At 69.7% G+C, this 19,509-nt stretch carries 17 protein-coding genes and 1 pseudogene; 10 read left to right on the top strand and 8 right to left on the bottom strand.

Features of this window, described 5'->3' with window-relative positions; translation table 11 throughout:
• Nucleotides 1-48: 48 nt before the first annotated feature.
• The 8 genes from AB0N03_RS49710 (at nucleotide 49) to AB0N03_RS49675 (ending at nucleotide 9,946) form a co-directional block, all read left to right on the top strand.
• Nucleotides 49-765, top strand: a complete 717-nt coding sequence (locus AB0N03_RS49710; RefSeq protein ID WP_364388082.1) for an SDR family oxidoreductase — start codon at nucleotides 49-51, stop codon at nucleotides 763-765.
• 82 nt (nucleotides 766-847) lie between these two features.
• Nucleotides 848-2,953, top strand: a complete 2,106-nt coding sequence (locus tag AB0N03_RS49705; protein ID WP_364388080.1) for a hydantoinase/oxoprolinase family protein — start codon at nucleotides 848-850, stop codon at nucleotides 2,951-2,953.
• On the top strand, nucleotides 2,950-5,142 hold the full coding sequence (locus tag AB0N03_RS49700) for a hydantoinase B/oxoprolinase family protein (protein ID WP_364388078.1): 2,193 nt from the start codon (nucleotides 2,950-2,952) through the stop codon (nucleotides 5,140-5,142). The genes AB0N03_RS49705 and AB0N03_RS49700 overlap by 4 nt, the downstream gene beginning before the upstream one ends.
• On the top strand, nucleotides 5,139-6,395 hold the full coding sequence (locus AB0N03_RS49695) for a M24 family metallopeptidase (protein WP_364388076.1): 1,257 nt from the start codon (nucleotides 5,139-5,141) through the stop codon (nucleotides 6,393-6,395). Before AB0N03_RS49700 ends, AB0N03_RS49695 begins: the two co-directional genes overlap by 4 nt.
• A 45-nt stretch (nucleotides 6,396-6,440) precedes the next feature.
• Entirely contained in the window at nucleotides 6,441-6,740 is a 300-nt protein-coding gene (locus tag AB0N03_RS49690; protein WP_364388075.1) for a DUF1330 domain-containing protein, read from the top strand.
• 34 nt (nucleotides 6,741-6,774) lie between these two features.
• The gene (locus AB0N03_RS49685) at nucleotides 6,775-8,007 is read left to right on the top strand and encodes a family 1 glycosylhydrolase (RefSeq protein ID WP_364388073.1); all 1,233 of its coding nucleotides are present in this window, start codon (nucleotides 6,775-6,777) and stop codon (nucleotides 8,005-8,007) included.
• Nucleotides 8,004-8,531 (top strand): RidA family protein, encoded by a 528-nt coding sequence (locus tag AB0N03_RS49680; RefSeq protein ID WP_364388072.1) that lies wholly within the window; start codon nucleotides 8,004-8,006, stop codon nucleotides 8,529-8,531. The genes AB0N03_RS49685 and AB0N03_RS49680 overlap by 4 nt, the downstream gene beginning before the upstream one ends.
• 17 nt (nucleotides 8,532-8,548) lie before the next feature.
• On the top strand, nucleotides 8,549-9,946 hold the full coding sequence (locus tag AB0N03_RS49675) for an MBL fold metallo-hydrolase (RefSeq protein WP_364388070.1): 1,398 nt from the start codon (nucleotides 8,549-8,551) through the stop codon (nucleotides 9,944-9,946).
• 182 nt (nucleotides 9,947-10,128) lie between these two features.
• Here the strand turns inward: AB0N03_RS49675 and AB0N03_RS49670 are convergent, their stop codons facing one another.
• The 3 genes from AB0N03_RS49670 to AB0N03_RS49660 are packed head-to-tail and all read right to left on the bottom strand — an operon-like array spanning nucleotide 10,129 to nucleotide 12,795.
• Nucleotides 10,129-11,685 carry a GMC family oxidoreductase N-terminal domain-containing protein gene (locus AB0N03_RS49670; protein WP_364388068.1) on the bottom strand — a complete coding sequence of 519 codons (1,557 nt, stop codon included), beginning with the start codon at nucleotides 11,683-11,685 and terminating at the stop codon, nucleotides 10,129-10,131.
• 25 nt (nucleotides 11,686-11,710) lie between these two features.
• Nucleotides 11,711-12,613 (bottom strand): serine hydrolase, encoded by a 903-nt coding sequence (locus tag AB0N03_RS49665; protein WP_364388108.1) that lies wholly within the window; start codon nucleotides 12,611-12,613, stop codon nucleotides 11,711-11,713.
• Nucleotides 12,614-12,615: 2 nt separating this feature from the next.
• A complete protein-coding gene (locus AB0N03_RS49660; protein WP_364388066.1) occupies nucleotides 12,616-12,795 on the bottom strand; it encodes a hypothetical protein in 180 nt (59 codons plus the stop codon).
• A gap of 213 nt (nucleotides 12,796-13,008) precedes the next feature.
• Here AB0N03_RS49660 and AB0N03_RS49655 point away from each other — a divergent pair, with 213 nt between their 5' ends.
• Nucleotides 13,009-13,467 carry a hypothetical protein gene (locus tag AB0N03_RS49655; RefSeq protein ID WP_364388064.1) on the top strand — a complete coding sequence of 153 codons (459 nt, stop codon included), beginning with the start codon at nucleotides 13,009-13,011 and terminating at the stop codon, nucleotides 13,465-13,467.
• A gap of 579 nt (nucleotides 13,468-14,046) precedes the next feature.
• Here the strand turns inward: AB0N03_RS49655 and AB0N03_RS49650 are convergent.
• Genes AB0N03_RS49650 through AB0N03_RS49635 form a run of 4 tightly spaced genes read right to left on the bottom strand, consistent with a single transcriptional unit; the run spans nucleotide 14,047 to nucleotide 18,318 of the window.
• Nucleotides 14,047-15,147: an alanine racemase gene (locus AB0N03_RS49650; protein ID WP_364388062.1), complete on the bottom strand. Its 1,101-nt coding sequence runs from the start codon at nucleotides 15,145-15,147 to the stop codon at nucleotides 14,047-14,049.
• Between the two features lie 2 nt (nucleotides 15,148-15,149).
• Nucleotides 15,150-15,980 (bottom strand): dienelactone hydrolase family protein, encoded by an 831-nt coding sequence (locus AB0N03_RS49645; RefSeq protein WP_364388060.1) that lies wholly within the window; start codon nucleotides 15,978-15,980, stop codon nucleotides 15,150-15,152.
• On the bottom strand, nucleotides 15,977-17,578 hold the full coding sequence (locus AB0N03_RS49640) for a D-aminoacylase (RefSeq protein ID WP_364388058.1): 1,602 nt from the start codon (nucleotides 17,576-17,578) through the stop codon (nucleotides 15,977-15,979). The genes AB0N03_RS49645 and AB0N03_RS49640 overlap by 4 nt, the downstream gene beginning before the upstream one ends.
• A gap of 2 nt (nucleotides 17,579-17,580) precedes the next feature.
• The gene (locus AB0N03_RS49635) at nucleotides 17,581-18,318 is read right to left on the bottom strand and encodes a hypothetical protein (RefSeq protein ID WP_364388056.1); all 738 of its coding nucleotides are present in this window, start codon (nucleotides 18,316-18,318) and stop codon (nucleotides 17,581-17,583) included.
• Between the two features lie 97 nt (nucleotides 18,319-18,415).
• On the opposite strand from AB0N03_RS49635, the gene AB0N03_RS49630 reads away from it, so the two are divergent.
• Nucleotides 18,416-19,408, top strand: a complete 993-nt coding sequence (locus AB0N03_RS49630; RefSeq protein WP_364388054.1) for an Lrp/AsnC family transcriptional regulator — start codon at nucleotides 18,416-18,418, stop codon at nucleotides 19,406-19,408.
• Between the two features lie 7 nt (nucleotides 19,409-19,415).
• Here AB0N03_RS49630 and AB0N03_RS49625 read toward each other — a convergent pair.
• Nucleotides 19,416-19,509: pseudogene (locus AB0N03_RS49625) on the bottom strand (thiol reductase thioredoxin); the annotation flags it as partial.

Here is a 19,509-nt window from a genome sequence, read left to right as displayed (position 1 = left end):
AGAGCGCTTGTTCCGAATCCTAGTACACTAGACGTGTATACTAAGCGGATGGACCTCGGAATCGCAGATCGCGTCGCCGTTGTCACCGCCGCCTCGCGGGGTCTCGGCCGGGCTTCGGCAGTCGCCTTGGCCGCCGCGGGCGTCAAATTGGTGGTGAATGCTCGCTCGGCCGAGCAACTCGAGCAGCTCCGCGCCGAAACCGGCGCCGAGGTCGAAATCGTCCCCGGCGACCTCGGCGACGACCACCTGCCGGATCTCCTCGTCGAGCGCGCGGTCGACCGCTTCGGCAGGCTGGACATCGTCATCGCGAACAACGCCGGTCCGCCCCCCGGGGGCGCCTTCGACGTCACCGACGAGCAGATCCTCGACGCGGTGAACACCACCGTGCTTCCTGCCATCCGGCTGGTGCGCGCGGCACGGCCACTACTGGTCGCGCAGGGCTGGGGCCGCGTGTGCCTCATCGCTTCCGGCTCCGCCCGGCAGCCGATGGACAACCTCGTCCTGTCCAACACGGCCCGCCCCGCTTCGTGGGGGTGGGCCAAGACCGCGGCCAACGAGCTTGCGGGTTCGGGGGTCACCCTCAACCTGGTGTGCCCCGGCCTGCACAAGACCGCGCGCGCGGTCGAACTCGGCCGCCAGGACCGCCCGTATGCCGGCGATCCGGCCGACTTCGGGCACATCGTCGCGTTCCTGTGTTCGCGGCACACTTCCTTCATGACCGGTTCCGCGGTCGTCGTCGACGGTGGACGGATCCAGGGCCTCTGATCTCGATTCACGATGAGGACATTCTAATGTTTCAGTGTAGTATACGAACAAGAAGTATTACGACGGTACGGCAGGAGGCGCGGTGAACAGGTACGTGATCGGCATAGATGTCGGCGGGACCGGCACGGACTGCGCCGTCCTCGACCAGGACGGAGTGCTCACCGTTGGCAAGTCCTTCTCCACGCCACCGGACTTCACCCGCGGCATGGTGGCCAGCCTCGGCCTGGCCGCGGGAAAACTCGGGCTTGCCACGGAGGACCTGCTCGCGGCGACGGACGTGTTCCTGCACAGCACCACGGTCGGGGAGAACGCCATCGGCGACGGAACGCTCGCCACGGCAGCCCTGCTGCTCACCAGGGGCTTCGAAGAAACCCTGATCATCACGCGCGGTGCCTACGGCCGGTGGACCGGGCTCAGCCACGACCAGATGATCGACATGATCGACTCGGCGAAGCCCGCTCCGCTCGTTCCCGGCTCGTTGACCACCGGCATCGGGGAACGCACCGACGCCGCGGGCCAGATCGTCCGGCCCCTGGACCCGGACGACATCGCCGCCGTGGTGGCCGGGCTCGGCAAGGACGTGGAAGCCGTCGGAGTGTGCTTCCTCTGGTCGTTCCTCAACCCCGCCAACGAGCGGGCGGCCGTCTCCGCGCTGCGCGCCGCACGGCCGGACCTGTTCGTCACCGCCTCGCACGAGATCACCTCGACGATCGGCGAGTACGAACGCGCCTCCACCGTGGCGTTGAACGTCAAGCTCGGACCGTTCGTCGCCGCGTACCTCGCCAAGCTGCGAGACGCCCTCGCCGAGCGAGGGTTCAGGGGTACGACCCTGCTCATGAAGGCGCACGGCGGCGCTGTCTCCCTGGAAGACGCGCGGCGCAGTCCGGTGAGCCTGATGGAGTCGGGCCCCGTCGGCGGTCTCGTGGGCGCGCAGTCGCTCGCCGATCAGGTCGGTCACGAGGACGTCATCGCGGCCGATGTCGGCGGCACGACGTTCAAGGTCGCGGTGATCAGCGGCGGCCGGGTCGGCTACCAGCGCGAGCCGGACGTCCTGCGGTACCACTACCTGCTGCCCAAAATGGACATCCACAGCGAGTCGATCGCCGGCGGGAGTGTCGTCTGGCTCGAACCGCCGTTCAACGCACCGAGGATCGGGCCCCGCAGCGCGGGAGCGTCGCCCGGTCCGGTGTGCTTCGGCGTCGGCGGTACCGAGGTGACCGTGACCGATGTGGACGTCATCCTCGGCTACCTCAACGCAGACTTCTACATGGAAGGTCGCGGCCGGCTGGACGTTGCCGTGGCCGGGAAAGCTTTCGACGAGCAGATCGCCCGTCCGCTCGGGCTCAGCCGGCTGGAAGCGGCGAGTGCCGTCTACCGCCTCGTCAACAACCACATTCATGACGCCCTGCACAAGCGCACTGTGGAAGGCGGCGTCGACGCCCGGGAGTACGTCCTGTACTCCTACGGGGGCACGGCCGGGATGCACCTGCCCGCGGTGGCCCAGGAACTGGGTGTCCGGAGCGTCCTCATCCCCGGAGCGGCCGGGGTCCAAGGAGCGTTCGGCCTCGTCACCACGGATGTGGTGTACGACGAGGTCGTCTCCCGGCCGATGACCGAACCGGTTCGCGCCGAGGACGTCGAGCAGGTCTTCGCCGAACTCACCGACGCCGTGCTGGACCGGCTGAAGTCGGAGGGCTTCGCCGTGGACCCGGACGACGTCGACCTCTCGGTAGATCTGCGCTACACCAAGCAGTTCAACCTCGTGACCACTCCGTTCGAGGTATCGGGCCCGGTGACCGAAGCCGATCTGGCCCGCCTCGGCAGCGACTACGAAGCCCTCTACGAACGGCTGTACGGGCCGGGGACGGCGTACCGGGAAGCCGGCATCGAGCTGGTCAACTTCCGCGTGCGGGCCAAGGCCCGGCTTCGGCGGGCCGCCCTCGCTTCGGCCCCTCTGAACGATCCGGATCCCGCGGCCGCGCTGGTGGGCGAACGCGAGGCCTACTTCGTCATCGGCGACTCGATGCGGACGGCCAAGGGGTATGACGTGACGAAACTGCTGCCGGGCAACGAAGTCCACGGCCCGGCGATCCTGTGGAGCCCGATCACGACCATCGTCGTGAACCCGGGCCAGCGGGCCCGTGTCGACGAGCACCGCAACATCATCGTGACCTGGGAGTCCAAATGACCGAAACGAAACCCGGCGTTCCCGGCGCGGCGCCGGCGACGGTCGATCCCTTCACCCTGGAAATCATCAAGAGCAAACTGGATCGCGCCGCCGACGAAGGCTGTGTCGCGCTGGAGCTCACGGCCGGCTCCATCCCGATTTCCGAAGCCCACGACCGCGTCGTCGGTCTGTACACCGACGACGGCGACCTGCTGGCCGGCGGTGCCGGGTTCATGTCGGTCCTCCCCGGTGCCGGGCTCGCGATCCGCCACGTGCTCCGGACGTACGCCGAGGATCCCGGTATCGGCGAAGGGGATGTGTTCCTCGTCAACGATCCCTACGTCGGCGCGGCGCACGCCCCCGACGCGATGCTGATCGCCCCGATCTTCGTGGGCGAGCGCCGCGTCGGCTTCGCCTGCGCGTACGTACACGTCACGGACATCGGCGGTATCCAGCCCGGTGGCTGGCACACGGAAGCGACGGAGTCCTACCAGGAGGGCTTCCAGACCGGCGGATTGAAGATCATCGAAGCCGGCCGGCTTCGCCGCGACATCTGGGACACCGTGCTCCGGCAGGTGCGCTTCCCCGAGCGGGTCACGCTGGACCTGCGCTCGATCGTGGCGGCCTGCAACGTCGCCCAGGACCGTTTCATGCAGATCTTCGCGACCTACGGGGAAGAAGTCACCCTCGCGGCTTGCCGGCAACTCGTGAGCCGCTCGGAGGAGACACTGCGGCAGCGGCTGCGCGAGCTCCCGGACGGCGAATGGACCGCCCGGCTCTACTTCGACTATCACGGTGCCCGCGGCGAGGCCGTCTACCCCGTCGTGCTGACCCTCCGGAAAGAAGCCGACCTGCTCAAGTTCGACTTCGCTGGAACCCACGACCAGGTTGACGTCCCGATCAACTGCCCGTTCGGGCTGACCTACGGCTGCGTGATCGGCCCCCTGTACAGCCTCCTGAGCTGGGACATCCCCATCAACGAAGGAATCCACCGGTGCATCGAGGTGGTGGCGGAGGAGGGGACGATCGCGAACCCGCGCCGCCCCGGCCCGGTGTCGTGCGCGACGGAGGCAATGGCCCACATCATCCAGAACCTCTCGGCGATGGTGCTTTCCAAGATGATGGGCACCTCCCAGCGTTACTCGCGCCGCGCGACCGCCCAGTGGGGCGCGCACGCCGCCGCCCAGATGTTCGGCTTGGACGCGAGCCACCACTTCGTGACCGAGGCGACGTCGGATCTGTTCGCGAGTTCGGCGGGCGCGCAGAGCTTCCAGGACGGCGCGGACGTCGGGGGCGAGATGGCGGCCCCGACCACGAGGATCCCCAACACCGAGACATCCGAGCTGTACTTCCCGGCACGCTTCCTCTACAAGCGGATCGTGCCCGACTCCGGTGGACCGGGAAAGTTCCGCGGCGGCACGATCATCGAATGGGCCGTGGTCCCGCACAACACGCCGGCGCAGAGCTTCTCGGCCAACATGTTCTCCGGGCGCGGGGTCACGTTCCCCCAAGCCCAAGGCATCTTCGGCGGGCTGCCCGGATGTACCACCGACTACGTCCAATATCGCGGCGGCAATGCCGCTGAGTTCCCGAGCAACCGGCGGGAGACGACCGGACGGGAGGAGAACGTCCGGTTCGGGGTGACCCACATCGGACCGGACGACGTCATGTACTTGCGGACCGGGGGCGGGGGCGGGTTCGGCGATCCCCTCGAGCGCGATCCGGAACGGGTGGCACAGGACGTCGCCTCCGGTTTCGTCTCCGTTCCGGCCGCCCACGCGGTCTACGGGGTCGTACTCGATGCCGACCGCCACGACGTCGATGCCGCGGCCACGGCGGAGCTGCGGACCGATGTGCGCCGCCGCCGGCTCGGCGGTACCGAACCGGCCGCCGTGGACGACCACGCGGAACTCGCGCTCGGCGACCGGCCGCTCGGCGGCTACCTCCATGTGGTGGACGAACCCGGCACCGGCCCGGTCATCCGGTGCGCACGCTGCTCGCACGAGATCTGCGCGGCCGACGCCGATTGGAAGGACCACGTGCCCCACCGCGAAGCGCCGCTTGCGGAAGCGGGACCGGTGCACCGCGACACCGGTGAGTGTGTGCTTCGGGAGTTCTATTGTCCCGGCTGCGCCGCGATGCTGGAGGTCGAGATGGCACGCCCCGGCGACCCGCCGCTGCACGACCGCGTGACCGGGTGGCCCGCATGACCGGGGCGATGATGAAGAACGGGTACGCCGCGAGTGAGACCGTGCTGGCCGGGCACCGGCTCGGGCAGTACCCGTACGACCGGGCCTCGGACCGTGAGTACGCGTCCCGCCGCGCGAAGATCCAGTCCTTCATGGCCGAGCAGCAGCTCGACTGCCTGCTGATCGCCGGCGGGACCGGGACCTGGGACCGGAACTGGACCAACACGCGCTGGGCGGTCAATCACGTCGGGTGCCTGCTGACGAACGCGAGCTACGTGGTCCACCCCGCCCAGGGCGACCCCACGGTGCTCGCCTTTCCGCTGAACGCCCTGCTTCCGGCCCGCCGGGCACGCGAGATCACCGAGGACGTTCGCGCGGCGCCCGAAGCCGACGTCGCCGCGGTCGAGCGGATCCGCGAACTGGGTCTCGCCGCCGGCCGGATCGGGATCGTGGAAGCGGACCTCAACAGCTCGATCCCGCTGCGGCACTGGCGCACGTTCGAGCGGGAGCTGCCGGACGCGACCTTCAGCTTCGTCACGCGGGAGTGGTGGCGGCAGGTCCGTTTCACCCGCAGTGCCGAGGAAGTCGGCTCCATCGAGCACGCCGCCCGGATCGGCGATGCGATGTCCGCGGCGATTCCGGCGCACCTGCGTGCCGGTCTCCCCGAACGGGAGGCGTTCGCCTGTCTGTCCGCCGAAATGATCCGGCAGGGCGGCGAATACCCGACGCAGATCCTCGTCGCTTCCGGGCCGACCGCCGCCGCCTTCGACACCTGCCAGCGCGAACGCCCGATGAACCGGATCCTGGAACAGGGCGACGTCCTCCTGACCGAGGTCGCTCCTCGGGTGCCGGACGGTGCGGAGTGCCAGACCGGCCGGACCTACTTCTTCGGCAAGCCCGCGGACCGCTACCGGCGGATGGTCGACGTCATGCTGGAAACCTACGACGCGGTCATCGATTCCCTGCGACCGGGAAAGACCGATCGGGACATCGCCAAGGCGGCCGAGGTGATTTCGGCCGCGGGTTACGTCCGCCGCGGCCCGCTGATCCACGGCGCGGAGGGAGGCGCGAGCGGTTCGCTGCCCATGGTCGCTCCGCCCGTCGCCGTCGCCGAAGTCGAACCGTTCGAGGTGGTGCCGGACATCGTCGTCTGCGTGGAGATCCACGTGGCCGAGCCGGACCATTCGGGGGTCTTCCTTTCGGACACGTGGGTGACCACGACGGGCGCTCCCCGCTGCCTCAATTCCTTTCCCCGCGAACCGCTGGTGCTGTAAGAAACCCGACGAGTCGCGACGTCGTGACGAAACCAAGGAGAAGCCATGCCGTACTACATGATCGGCCTGACCCACGTCCAAGATTTTGCGCGCTTCGGTGAATACTCGGCCGGGGCGGTGAAGAGCGTGGCCGCACACGGTGGTCGTTATCTCGCCGCCGGTGAGGTGGTCGAGGTTTGCGAAGGCGATTTCCAGCCGCACGGCGGTGCGGTCATCGAATTCGACAGTGCCGAGGCCGCCAAGCGCTGGTACGGCTCCCCCGAATACGCGCCCTTCCGGAAGTTACGCGGTGAGATCGGTTCGACCAACCTCGTCATGATGCGCTCCGCCGACCCGCAGTCGTGACAGCAGCGCACCGAACGGTCCCTGGAGGCTTCAGATGTCGCTAGCCATCCCCGACGAATTCCTGTGGGGCGCCTGCACCGCCGGTCACCAGGTCGAGGGGCAGGACGTGAACTCCGACTGGTGGTGGTTCGAACACCTTGCCGGCAGCCCGATGACCGAACCGAGCGGTGATGCCTGCGACTCACTGCACCGGTACCCCGAGGACATCGCCATCTGCCGCGACCTCGGGTTGACCGCTTACCGCTTCTCGATCGAGTGGAGCCGGATCGAACCGGCGGACGGGGAGTTCTCGCGCGGCGCGCTGGATCACTACCGGCGGGTCCTCGAGCTGTGCGAGTCCGCAGGGCTCGTGCCGGTCGTCACCTTCCAGCATTGCAGTCTGCCGAACTGGGTCGGCCTGCGAGGCGGCTGGCTGTGGGAGCACACGGCCGAACGGTTCCAGCGCTTCTGCGACCACGCGGCCCGGTACCTGGGACGGCACCTCGGCTACGTCGTCACCCTCACCGAGCCCGACGTCATCGCGAATCTGGGCTACCGCTACGGCGGTTTCCCCGGCACGCACGTGCCCGACGCCCCGCTGCGGGCGGGTGACGAGGCAGCGGAGCGCGCGGCCGAAAACCTGGCCAGGGCACACGTCCTGGGGCGGGATGCGATCCGTCAAGTCGCCCCCGCAGCGCGCGTCGGGATGTCGCTGGCGACGGTCGAATGGGGTTGCTCCCCGGGCTACGAGGAACAGCTGAAGGCTCTGCAGCGCCAATGGGAGGGCGACTTCTTCGACGTCACGGCCGGCGACGACTACTTCGGAGTCGCCTCGTACACCCGGCTGTGGGCAGGACCTGAGGGCTCCCCCGACGAGCTGCCGGACGGAGCACCGCCGGTGCCGATGTTCCTCGACTACCCGCCCGGTACGCGGCGGACGTCGGTCGGGTACGAGTTCCGGCCGGAAAGCGTCGAAGCCGCCATCCGGCGCGCCCGGGAGAAGACCGGGCTGCCGATCTTGGTGACGGAGACCGGCGTGGCGACGGCCGACGACCGCGAACGCGTCGAATGGATCGACCGGTCCGTCGCCGCGGTCGGCCGGTGCCTCGCCGACGGCATCGACATCCGCGGGTACTTCTACCGGAGCCTGCTGGACGACTTCGAGTGGGGCCGCGGGTACGCCATGCGGTTCGGGCTGGTGGAAGTCGACCGGCAGACCTTCGAGCGCCGGTTGAAGCCGAGCGCTCGGCTACTCGGTGAGTACGCGACCGGAAAGAGGACCCGGTGAGCGCCGGCGAAGGGGCCACGGTGGACTCGCGTGCCAGCCACCCCGGCACTGCCGAGGCTCGCCTCGAGCAGCTGGGAATCGAACTGCCGGCTGTCATCCCGCCGGTCGGTCGCTACGTCCGGGCCGTGCGGAGCGGGACCCTGCTCTTCTGCTCGGGTCACCTGCCGGACTCCGCGGGTACGCCCGTCCACAAAGGAAAGCTGGGGCGGGACCTCACCACCGAACAGGGATACGAAGCGGCACGACAGGCCGCCGTCAACCTCCTCGGGACGATTCGTGCTTCGCTCGGCAGCCTGGACCGCGTCACCCGCGTGGTGAAGCTGCTCGGGATGGTCAGCTCGACCGAGGACTTCATCGAGCAGCCACTCGTCGTGAACGGTGCTTCGGACCTGCTGCACGAAGTCCTCGGTGAGCGGGCCGTGCACGCGCGCTCCGCGGTCGGCATGGCACAGCTCCCACGCGGCAACTGCGTTGAAATCGAAGCGATCATCGAAGTGGCTGCCGCCACTGAAGAGCCGATCTGACGGGAGCCCGCCGCAACATGCTTTTCACCCAGTACTACCTCGACTGCTTGTCCCAAGCCTCGTACCTCGTCGCCGACGAGACCACGGGCGACGCCGTGATCGTCGACCCGCGGCGCGACGTCGCCGAATACACCTCGGATCTGCGGTCTCACAGGCTCACGCTCAAGGGTGTGATCAACACGCACTTCCACGCCGACTTCGTCGCGGGCCACTTGGAACTGGCCGCGCTGACCGGGGCTTGGATCGGCTATGGCCGATCCGCCGAGACCGGCTACCCGATCCGCAGGTTGCGCGACGGCGAGCGGATCAGCCTCGGTGACGTCACCCTGCAGATCCTCGAAACACCAGGCCACACCACGGAATCGATCAGCGTGCTGGTCCACGAACACGCGGACGACGACGTGCCGTTCGGCGTCCTCACCGGCGACGCTCTGTTCATCGGCGATGTCGGCCGGCCGGACCTGCTGGCGTCGGCCGGGGTCACCGCCGAGCAGCTCGCCCGCATGCTCTACGACAGCGTCCAGCACAAGCTCATGGCTCTGCCCGACACGGTCCGGGTGTTTCCCGCGCACGGGGCCGGCTCGGCCTGCGGAAAGAATCTCTCGACCGAACGATCCTCGACGATCGGCGCCCAGCGGATCGAGAACTACGCGTGCGTCCCGATGAGCGAGGACGATTTCGTCGCGGCCGTGACGGAGGGGCAGTCGGCAACGCCCGCCTACTTCGCCTACGACGCTCAGTTCAACAAGCAGGAGCACGACTTGTTCAGCGCCGTCGCCAGCCGCCCGCTCACCGCGCCGGAAGTGCTGCGGCTGCGAGACTCCGGTGCGATCCTCCTGGACGCACGCGCTCCGCAGGAGTTCGCGTCCGGCCACCTCCGTGGCTCGCTCAACGTGCCCGTCGACGGCCGCTTCGCCGAGTGGGCCGGCACAGTCACTCCTCCGGAGAACGACCTTGTCCTCATCGCGCCGGACGGGCGGCAGGACGAACTCGTGATCCGACTGGCCAGGGTGGGTTTCGACCGAGTCGCCGGGCACCTCGACGATCCCGATACCGCGATGACCGCCATCGCCCCCGAAGTCGACCGGGCGAGCCGGATCACCGCGGACCACCTCCGGCGCAGCCTCGCCGCGGTATCGCCTCCGGCGGTCATCGACGTTCGCGGAGACGACGAACGCGTCGCCGGCGCCATCGAAGGCTCGCTGCACATCCCGCTGGCCGAGCTGCCCAGCCGCGTCGGGGAAATCCCCCATGACCACCCGATCGTGCTGCACTGCGCGGGCGGACACCGCTCGTCGATCGCCGCCAGTGTCCTGCGCCGCGCCGGCCACACCGACGTGTCCGACCTCCTCGGCGGTTATGCCGCGTGGCTCCCCCACGGGGAAAAACCCAAAACCGGAAAACCTGCTTTGTAGCCCGTGGCTGCTCGAGGAAGTACCGGCCCGGCCCATGACGTCCGGTCCGTCATGACCGCCGGGCACCATACAGGTCATGGATACACCGGAATCGCGGGAGAACGGCTCCAGGCGGCGGCTTTCGGTGACGCGGCGGACTCCTATGAACGCGGTCATCCTCCGAAGGGCGGTGCGCCTGCGCCCTATTCGCGATCTGCCGCAAGTTCACCCGTCATCACCGCGGTGAGGTGCGTGTTGGCACTGGGCACGAAGGGGAAGATCGACGCGTCGACCACCCGGAGGCCCTCGACGCCGAGGACCCGGCACCGGGGGTCGACCACGGTCCGCGGATCTCCGCTGTCGCCCATCCGGCAGGTGCTGGTCACGTGCTGGGCGTCGGACACGGTGGCGAGCAGGTACTCGCCCAGTTTCGCGTCGTCGTCGAGCGCGGCGAACAGTTCCGCGTTCTGCTCGGCCGGATGCCGCACGCTGATTTCGGCGATCTCCGGGCCGCAGGCCAGTGCCGACAAAGCTCGCACGCCCTCTCGCAGCCGGGCCAGGTCCCGTTCGTCGGAAAGCATGCGTTCCCGGACTTCGGGTTGGACGGCCGGATCGGGGGAAGCCAGCTTCAGCACACCTCGTGAGTGGCACCGGTTGACCCACACGCCGAGACCGCCGAGTGCCGAACCGGCGTCCGCGTCGGCCATAGCCAGCACGTTCCGGTTGAGGGAGACCAGCATCATGTCGTTGCGCGGCGGCCCCGCGTCACTGCTGTAGCGCACGCAGACGTTGGTGTGCCGGTCGTCCACCGTCTCCCCTGGACCCGGGCGGACGGCCACTTCGACGAGCGCGAGCGGGTGGTCCTGCAGGCCCTGGCCCACGGGCAGGTCCTGCCGGACTTCGATCCCCAGCGACCGGAGGTCGCGCGCCGGGCCCAACCCGGACCGCAGCAGGATGGCGGGCGAGTGGATCGCGCCCGCGCTCAGCACGATTTCGTCCGCGTGCACCGTGGCCGGGGCTCCGTTCACGAGCACGCTGACCCCGACGGCCCGGTGACCGGCGAAGAGCACCCGGTCGACGAGCGCGCCTCCGCGGATGGTCAGGCTCTCGAGCTCGCGAGCCGGCTCGAGGTAGGCGTCGTTGACCGAAACCCGCCGGCCCGCCCGGGAGTTGATCGGGTAGGGCGAAACCCCCGTCGCGTGGGGAGCGTTCACGTCGGGAGCCCACGAATGCCCGGCTGCCAACGCCGCCCGGCACAACGCCTCGTCGACCGCGCCCCACAGCTCGCGAGGGGTCCGGTGAACCGGGATCGGCCCGTGACGCCCGTGGTGCGGTGTGTTCCCGTAGTCTTCGTCGTCCTCGAGCTCGGCGAAGTACGGCAGGACGTCGGCGGGTGACCACCCCGCACATCCCTGAGCCGCCCACTCCTCGAAGTCCTCTACGGAGGGACGGATGGCGATCTGGCCGTTGATCGACGAAGAACCGCCGACACCCCGGCCGCGCCAATACGGTGCCGGAGCCTGCCGTTCGGTCCGGGAAGCATCCAGCCCGGCCCAGAGGAAACCTTCGACCGCTGACGGATCGAGCAACGCCCGGCCCGGGTTGGGCGAGCGCCAGGCCTCCGGCATGTCGGCCGACCGGTAGTCGGGACCGGCCTCGACCAGCAGCACGCGCTTTCCCCGCCCGGCGGAGCGAGCAGCGAACGCCGCGCCCGCCGAGCCGGCGCCCACGACTACGACATCCCATCCCCGCGGTGTCACCGAGACCTCCCGGTTCGGAGCCGGTTCACGAAGTCCTCGCGCGCAGCCAGCCGACCGCCCGGGCGCCGGCGAACCCGATGAACGCGTCCCGCGCGGGCACCTGCGAGCGAGCGTCTTCGGCGCGGGTGAAGACCGCGACCGCGTAGCCGGCGCTCTCGTACTCGACCACGCCCACCTCGTTCCGGATCGTCGGGAGCGTCCCCGTCTTCCCGGAGACGCGGACGTCGTCGCCGACAAAACCGGACCGCAGCCGGTGCGGCCAGACCTGCCCGCCCAGCCAGCGGCGCACGTCCGCACACGCTCGCGCGGGCGCGGCCGTGTCGTGCCAGATCATGGCGAGCAGGCGGGTCGCTTCCTCCGGGGTGGTACGGCAGGTCCGTGCGGGGTCCAGCGCACTCAGGCGGCCGAGCTCGCGCACCGTCAAACCGCTGAGCACCCGCTCGTCGTCCTCGTAAGGGATCCCCAGGTCTTCGCCGATGGTCGCCAGCAACTCCGCGCAGCTGTGCGTCACGGCGGTGCCGGGAAGTCCCAGCCGGGCGAGAAGGGCGTTGACGGCGTCCTTCCCCACTTCGGCCAGCACGAGATCAGTCGCGACGTTGTCGCTCACGCTGATCATGAGCGTGGCGAGCGCGTCCCAGGACAAGGTCGTTTCGTGGCGGAACGCGGCGAGCCCGTACGGCGAGGGTGGTCCCTCTCCCGGCCGGACCGTGACCAACTCGGCCAGGTCGAGGTCCGACTCCGCGGCCTGCCTGGCCAGCTCGACGGCGACCGGCACCTTGAACACCGATGCCGTGACCACCGGTTCGGTGCCGCGGATCGACAGCTCCGGCCCGCCGTCGAGCGCCCGTGCGTGCAACCACACCTCGGTGACTCCGGCGTGGCTCGCCCGCATCTTGATGTCGGCGGCCACCTCCGCCGCGGACTCCACGGTCACCCGAGCATCCGGATCGACGAGGGGCGGACCGCGAGCTCGCTGATCTCACCGCCCAGCGCCATGGTGAAGGTCTTGCCGTCGACGAGGCCCCGAGCGCCCGCGCCCGGGGAAGTCCCGCACGCGGCCGGCGCCGGGGTCAGCGCACCGGCTGCCCCGGTGGCGAGCAGAGCTTTCATGACGCCCTCCGTCGAGTTCGGGAGCGACAGCTTGACAGTGGCGGCCACCACGGTCTTGGTACGAGCGGCACATATTTCGCCGGCGATTTCGTCGAAAGCTCCCAAGTTCCTCCCGAATAAGCCGGATTCCCGAAGGGCCGGGGATTATTGCCCTTTCGGTCCGAGTCGCGCGAGTGAAAGTCGAACAGAAGCGGGTTGTGGCAAATTCTTCCCATGAGCAGCCACTCGAACCATCCGGGCTCGACCGTCGAAAGCCGTCCGATCACGGTCGTCGGCGCCTTCTGGTGTTTCATCGCCACTACCGTGATCGGCCTCGTCAGCGCGGCCTTGATCGTTCTGGACAAGAAGCCCTTCGAGGACGCGGCCCACGACGCGAACCTTGCCCAAGGCGTCGACACCGACCGGGTCGCCGACGCGTCAACGATCGTCGTAGCGGTGCTTTCGGTCATCATCGCACTGCTCTTCGTGCTTTTCGCCGTCAAGCTGCGCGCGGGCCGAAACTGGGCGCGCATCGTGCTGACCGTCGTCACCGCACTCGACGTGGTTTCGATCCTGGTCAACGGAGGCAGCGTCCTCGGATACGTCGGCCTCGTCTTCGCGGTGCTCGGTGTCGCGCTCTCCTTCGCTCCGGCGTCGAACGCTTATTTCACCAGCACCAAAGCGGCTCGCTGACACCCAAGGTCTTCACGCAAACCCTTGCGACAGCTGGAAGACTACGGGATCCTGAAGCGTGTGGTTTATCCGTCCGTCCCGTTGCACGTCGGGTATTCCCCGCCTCTCCGAATTCGGCTGACGGCCGGACGAGATAGGGGACTTCCAGAAGCCCCGGCCGAACCGGCGCCGGTGGTCGCCGATCCGCCGTTGTCTCGCGGCGGATGATCGGCCGGAAACCCTTCCCCGGTGAAAAGGGAAGGGAGCCGGGCAGCGGTGTCATCGTCCTGGGACGAACGGTGGTCCCGCTGCCCGGCGTCGTCTGGTCGTGCCCTCGGCGGGGTGACCGGCTCAGGCGGCCGGCCGCGGCATGGGAACCCACCCACGTCCACAGCGCGTCGAACGGCACTGCGGCACTGCGCCAGAATCTTCGAGCAGTTCGATGACCCGCACCGTCCACTTCGTACCGAGCAAGTCGAACAACGCGTCGGCCGAGGAGACTCCCCACGCTGGTCATGGGCGGACCAGAACGATGGTTGCCGGGTCCCGGAGCACGAAGAGACGTCCGACTGTCGAATACCGCAAGAAAGCTGCCACCCGTCAAGGCCGGGCGTACGAGCGGCCCGTCCCGATCACCTCGTCGTCGCGGGTCAAGCCGAACGCGTCCCAGCGGCTGAATACCGAGCACGGGTGGGAAACGCCCAGCTCGACCACATCGGTCACCCGCAGCCCGCGGGCACCGGTGACGACCGCGTGGTGGTCGTAAAGCGTCTCGACGCGCCCCTCGATGTCCGTGATCGGCCGTGCGTCGGCGGCGGAACGGGCGCCGAGCAGCACCGGCAGACCCGCGTCGTGCGGCAGTTCGCGTTTCCCGGCCCCGAGCACCACCATGCCCGGCTCCGGTGCCGAGATCACCTCGGCCCTGACCGTGATCGCCGGTTTCAAGCCGGCGAACGGACTCACCGCGGCGTACGTCCCGTGGTCGTGCGTCACGTAGCAACCCGACCGCAGCACCAGGGCACCGTCGGGCACCAGCCCGGCTGCCTCCGTCACGACGAGGTCAGGGTAGGCCGAGCCGCCCATCGACAGCACCGGGGCCGGGGTCTCGTACCACCCGGCCAGCTCGGCGAAGGTTTCCGCGGTGCGGCGGCAGTGCTCGCGCACCGCGGAAACGGTGGCTTCGTCGCGCGAGTTGGGGACCACGCCCTCGTAACCCGCGACGCCGGCCAGCCGCACGCCCGGGCTCGACCGCACCAAGCGGGCGAGCGACCGCGCCGCCCGCTTGTCCCGAACGCCCGTCCGGCCGCCGCGGACGCCGACGTCGAGCAGGACCGGCAGCGGTGCCGTGGTGAAAGCCCCCTGCGCCGCCTCGATGCCCTCCGGTGAGTCCACGAAGCACGTGACGTCGGCGCCGTGCTCCATCCAGTCCTTGATTTCCCGCAAGGCGAAAACGTCGACGACTTCGTTGGCGATGAGGAGCGAGCGGTATCCCCACGAAAGCACCGTCCGGGCCTGGGCGACGGTCGCGACGGTGAGCCGGTCGGCACCCGCTTCGACCTGGATCCGCACGATTTCCGGGGACATGGTGGTCTTGACGTGCGGGACGAGCGCAGCGCCGTGCGAAGCGGCCCACGTGGCCATCAGCGTGGCGTTGTGCTCCACCGCGCCGACGTCCACCCGCAGCTGGGGATACCGCCGCATCGTCACACCCCGTGCTCGCGCAGCCAGCGGAGGGCACGAGCCCAGGCGACGGGCGCGTCGGCGGGGCTGAACTCGTCGCGGTAGTCGGCGAAGAAGCCGTGGACGGCGTCCGGGAAGACGGCGAACTCGACCTCGGGTCCCGGCACCGCCCGCGCCGCCAGTGCCGACCGCATCGCGTCCACCGTCGCGACCGGGACGACCTCGTCCTTGCCCGCGTACAGGCCGAGCACCGGGGTCCGGAGCGCACCGGCCAGGTCGATCGGGTGGTGCGGGAACAACGCGCGGTCCGGCTGGAGGTTGCTCACGGAGTCGTCGAGCACCCCGTACCACGAGACAGCCGCGGCGACCTGCCGGTGGGCCGCGAACAGCCAGGTCCACCGCCCGCCCCAGGAGAACCCGTTGACCGCGACGCGGCCGGCGTCGCCGCCGTTGGCCGTGGCCCAGTCGAGCACCGCGTCGAGGTCGGCCATGACCTGCTCATCGGGGATGTGCTGGAGCAGGTCGGTGACGAGGCGGTCGACGTCGGCGAAGTCGTCCGGGTCGCCCTGCGGCGCCATGAGGTCCGCGACGACGGCCAGGTAGCCGGCGTGCGCGAACCGCCGGGCGACGTCTTCGACGTACGGATGGAGGCCGAACACCTCGCTCAGCACCAGCACGACCGGCAGGGGCCCGGCCCCCTCCGGGCGCGCGACGTACGCGGGCACGTCGTGGCCGCGGCCCGGGATCGCCACGCGGGCGGTGGCCAGTCCGGCCGGGCTGGTGTGGATCACGGTCTTCGCCGCGGTCGCGCTGACCGGCCGCGGGTACCGCTCGAGGGGCTTCACTCGGGTCATTTCGGGTTCTTTCCTGGTTGGGGGCGACGGAGGCGGTGGCCGGCCCGCAGGCCGGTCACCGCACCGGTTTCGAAGGCGATTCGGCCGTTGACGACGACCAGTTCGATGCCGGCCGAGATCCGGGCCGGATCGGTGAACGTGGCCCGGTCGGCGACGGTCGCCGGGTCGAAGAGGACGACGTCGGCCGCCGCGCCGGCGGCGATGACGCCGCGGCAGGCCAGCCCGAATGCCGACGCGGTCCGGGACGTCATCTTCGCGATGGCCTCTTCCCACGACAGGAGGCCGGATTCGCGGACGTAACGGGCAAGCACCCGGGTGAAGGTGCCGAATCCGCGGGGGTGCGGCTTGCCACCGCGGCCCGGCGGCGCCCCGTCGGAGCCGACGAGAGCACGGGGGTGCCGCAGGGCGTCGGTGACGTCGGCGGGCGACATGGCGAAGACACTCATCCAGGCGGTCAGTTCACTGGCGACGAGCAGGTCGGTCAGCACCTGGAACGGACGCCGTCGCGACCGCTCGGCGAGTTCGGCGAGCGTCCGGCCCTCGACGTCGGCGTTTCCGGCGCCGGCGACGAGCACCCGGTCCCAGCCGGATCCGGCGACCCAGTTCTCCCAGGTGCCGTCGTCGGCCGCGATGTCGTGCTCCGCGCGGCGCAGGGCCTCGGGGTCTCGCAGCCGTTCCATGGTCGCCGCGTACCCGCCGTCGTGGAACCACGGCGGCAGGCAGGCCGACAGCAGCGTGCTGTTGGCCTCGTAGGGGTAGACGTCGTGGTGGACGCGGATCCCCTCGTCCCACGCCTCGTCCATGAGACGCAGCGCCTTCTTCACCGACCCCCACGCCGGCCGCCCGGCCGCCTTGAGGTGGGACACCTGCAGCCGGCACCCGGCCCGGCGCGCCACCTCGATCGCCTCGCCGACCGCGTCGAGCAGCCGGCCGCCCTCGTTGCGCAGATGACTGGCGTACACGGCGTCGAGCGGCAGTTCGCCGGCGAGCGCGGCGAGCTCGTCCACGTCGCCGTACATGCCCGGCGGGTAGATGAGACCGGACGACAGCCCGGCCGCCCCCGCGTCGAGCGCGGCGGACAGCTCGGCCTTCATCCGGGCCAGCTCGCCCGCGGTGGGCCGTCGATCGGCCATGCCCAGCACCGCGGCCCGGATCGGGTGGTGCCCGGCCAGGGGCACGACGTTGGTGGGGTACCCGTGGGCGTCCGATGTGGCGTACAGCTCTTCCACGGTGGACCAGTCGTAGGACAAGGCCGGGAACAGCCGCCCGCACAGGCGCTCGATCTCGGCACGCCGGGCGGGCGGGCAGGGGGCCGGGGCGAATCCGCAGTTGCCGACCACTTCGGTGGTGACGCCCTGGCTGAGCTTGGCGGCGTCGGTGCCGGTCAGGAACGGCGCGTTGTCGGCGTGGGAGTGGGCGTCGATGAAGCCGGGGGCCAGCACGAGCCCGTCGGCGTCCACGACGCGGTCGGCGTCACGGAGCTGTCCGCGCTCCGCCATCACGGCGATCTTCCCCTCCGCGAGCAGCACGTCGGAGGCCGTGGCCGGCGCACCGGTGCCGTCGATCACCGTCGCGCCGCGGATCAGGGTGGTGGCCACCGTCAAAACTTGCCGTTGTCGTTGCGCCACTGGTCGCGCGGCGGGATCCGTTCGAGCACGTCCCAGTGCTCGGCGATGCGGCCGTCTTCGACGCGGAAGAGGTCGTAGAAGGCGGTGTGCTCGCCTGCGAGCCGGCCTTCCGCCATGGTCAGGCAGAAGTCGCCTTCCCCGAGGGTCCGGTGCAGGGTCGTGTATTCGACGTCGGCGGCCGAGAACCACCACGGCCGGGTGGGGTCGGCGGCGGGGTGGTGCTCGACGTAGCCCGCGGCGACCTGCTGTGGCGGCTGCCCTTGAAGCAACGAGCGGACGAACGCGGCCGCCACCTGCTTGGTCTCGTCGGTGCGGGCGGGATCGCCACGCTCGACGGTGCCATCGGTCATGCCGGGCCCGGCGAGCGGCTGCAGGTTGTCCCAGTGCTCGACGATGCGCCCGTCCTCCCAGCGGTGCACCTCGAAACCGACGACTTCGCCCAGCGGCGCGAGGAAGTACTCGAGGTGGGCGAAGCTGATGTCGCCGTCCTGGAACGTCCGGAGCGGACGCACTTTGCTGCTGCCCGCCGGCAACGAGTCGAGGAACTCGAGCAGAGCACCGAAGCCGTCGCCGAGGGCGAGGTTGTGCTGCACGTAGCGCCGAGAGTCGAAGTAGGCAAGGGGGAACCGGTCCGCTGACTCGATGCTCTTCTGGATCGCGGCGGTCCGCTCGCGGATCGGCGGAGGGGTCACTCGTTTGTCGGTGGTCACGAAGCGATCATGCGCGACATCTCCACCCTGTCAGCTAGAATGCAGGAAATCTCTGTTCAGATGTCCTGATATGATGAATTTCTACGCTGGAGTCACTGTGCAGTTGACGGAGCGCGACCTTGAACTGGTCGACGCCGTCCAGGTCAACCCGCGGGCCGGGTGGTCGGCGATCGCCGAGCCGGTGGGCTTCTCGGCCGTCACGGCGGCGCGGCGATGGGCCGCACTGGCGGCCGAGGGCGCGGTGTGGACGGGCGCGGTGATGGGACCGCTGCTCTTCCGCGGCGCCGTACTCGAATTCGCCGGGCGCCCCGGCTTCATCGACCCGCTCATCGACGCGCTGAACGCCATGCCGGACGTGCTCACGGTCGGCCGCACGGCAGGCGAGTTCGACGTGTACGCGCTGACAGCCGCACCGACCACGCAGACGCTGATCGACTCGTTGAGCGGGCGCTTCGCCGGGCTCCCGGCGGACCGGCTGCGGGCCCGACCCTACACCCGGGTGCACGGCGGCCCGCAGTGGCGGCTCAACGTCCTGAATCCCACCCAGTCCGCCCAGGTCCGCGCCCCTGGCCTGCCCAAGAGGGAGATCGACGGGCTCACCCCCGCCGACCGTGCCCTCTTCTTCGCGTTGGCCCACGACGCGCGGCGCTCCTACGCGGATCTCGCGGACGATCTTTCGGTGCCGCCGCAGGTGGTCCGGCGCCGGCTGGATCTCCTGCTCCGGTCGGGCTGGGTGAGCTTGCGCGCCGACTTGGCGCGGCCGCTGGCCGGCTGGCCCCTGGCCGCGCTGGTGTGGCTGGCGGTGCCGCACGCGGCCCGGGCCCAGCTGGCCCACGACCTCGGCACCCGGGCCGCGGTCCGCTTCTGCGCGAGCACCGTTTCACCCGCCAACCTGGTGGCGATCGTCAACCTCCGCGCCCCGGAAGAACTCGACGACGTGCTCGGCGCCTTGTCGGCCGACCTGCCCTCGGTCGTCGTCAGCGAATACCGGCTGATCCTGCGCCTGCACAAGGTGAACGGGCACATCCTCGACACCGACGGCCGGTCCGTCCGGCTGGTTCCCGTCGACCCGTGGGCGACGGAAAGGTAATCGCTGTTCAGAGGACGTCGGCGAGGTCCGACAGCAGCGCGGCCTTCGGCTTGGCCCCGACGATCTGCTTCACCGGCTTACCACCCTGGAACAGGATCAGG

Origin of the sequence: Amycolatopsis sp. NPDC051061 (assembly GCF_040682935.1) — a bacterium.
Classification (GTDB): Bacteria; Actinomycetota; Actinomycetes; order Mycobacteriales; family Pseudonocardiaceae; genus Amycolatopsis.
This window is presented reverse-complemented; position numbering and strand designations above follow the sequence as displayed.

Bases quoted from the DNA above. Each gene is read 5' to 3' on its own strand.
- AB0N03_RS49710 (WP_364388082.1), top strand. From the start codon at position 49: ATGGACCTCGGAATCGCAGATCGCGTCGCCGTTGTCACCGCCGCCTCG.
- AB0N03_RS49700 (WP_364388078.1), top strand. From the start codon at position 2,950: ATGACCGAAACGAAACCCGGCGTTCCCGGCGCGGCGCCGGCGACGGTC.
- AB0N03_RS49695 (WP_364388076.1), top strand. From the start codon at position 5,139: ATGACCGGGGCGATGATGAAGAACGGGTACGCCGCGAGTGAGACCGTG.
- AB0N03_RS49690 (WP_364388075.1), top strand. From the start codon at position 6,441: ATGCCGTACTACATGATCGGCCTGACCCACGTCCAAGATTTTGCGCGC.
- AB0N03_RS49685 (WP_364388073.1), top strand. From the start codon at position 6,775: ATGTCGCTAGCCATCCCCGACGAATTCCTGTGGGGCGCCTGCACCGCC.
- AB0N03_RS49675 (WP_364388070.1), top strand. From the start codon at position 8,549: ATGCTTTTCACCCAGTACTACCTCGACTGCTTGTCCCAAGCCTCGTAC.
- AB0N03_RS49660 (WP_364388066.1), bottom strand. From the start codon at position 12,795: ATGAAAGCTCTGCTCGCCACCGGGGCAGCCGGTGCGCTGACCCCGGCG.
- AB0N03_RS49655 (WP_364388064.1), top strand. From the start codon at position 13,009: ATGAGCAGCCACTCGAACCATCCGGGCTCGACCGTCGAAAGCCGTCCG.
- AB0N03_RS49650 (WP_364388062.1), bottom strand. From the start codon at position 15,147: ATGCGGCGGTATCCCCAGCTGCGGGTGGACGTCGGCGCGGTGGAGCAC.
- AB0N03_RS49645 (WP_364388060.1), bottom strand. From the start codon at position 15,980: ATGACCCGAGTGAAGCCCCTCGAGCGGTACCCGCGGCCGGTCAGCGCG.